This window comes from Micrococcus sp. HSID17227 (genome assembly GCF_003989405.1).
Taxonomy (GTDB): Bacteria; Actinomycetota; Actinomycetes; order Actinomycetales; family Micrococcaceae; genus Micrococcus; species Micrococcus luteus.
Genome location: NZ_RBLN01000479.1, coordinates 1 through 677, shown reverse-complemented (window position 1 = coordinate 677; position 677 = coordinate 1). Strand labels below are relative to the sequence as shown.

The window sequence follows — 677 nt, the reverse complement described above, 5'->3', positions numbered from 1 at the left end:
GGGGCGGCGCCCGGGGCTCGGCCGGCCTCACGGCGGGGACCGTCGGGCTCTCGGCCGCCGAACAGGCCCGCTCGGCCGGCCGCTGGTCCCTGCTGCCCGCCGCCGAGCAGGACCCCACGATCCGCGCCCACGCCACCGCCGAGCTGCTGCTGGACCGGTACGGCGTGATCACGCGCGGCTCCGTGGTGGCCGAGGAGGTCCCCGGCGGCTTCGCGGGGCAGTACCGGCTGCTCACCCGGATGGAGGACGCGGGCCAGGTGCGCCGCGGCCACTTCGTCGACGGGCTGGGCGGCGCGCAGTTCTCCACCGGCGCCGTCGTGGATCGGCTGCGCGGGTTCCAGCGGGACGAGGAGGACGCCGCCGTCGACGCCGCCCCGCTCGCCCTCGCCCTGGCCGCGACGGATCCGGCGAACCCCTACGGCGCCGCGCTGGACTGGCCGTCCGTGCCGGCCGGGCCGGACGGCGTCGTGCCCACGGGCCATCGCCCGGCCCGCACGGCGGGCTCCGTCGCCGGCCTGGCCGCTGGGCGGCCGGCCCCCTACATGCAGGCCCGCGGGCGCCCGCTGCTCGCGTTCCCGGCGGCTCCGGCCGAGCTCCGGGCCGCGCGGCGGGCGCCTGCACTGCCCCTCGGCCCCGGCCGCGCCGGCCCGCTCCGACCCACTACGCCCCCGGTCCGC

The 677-nt window shown here is 81.2% G+C and carries 1 pseudogene; it reads left to right on the top strand.

From position 1 onward, the window contains the following. Window positions 1–677: pseudogene (locus D8M29_RS13710) on the top strand (ATP-dependent helicase); the annotation flags it as partial.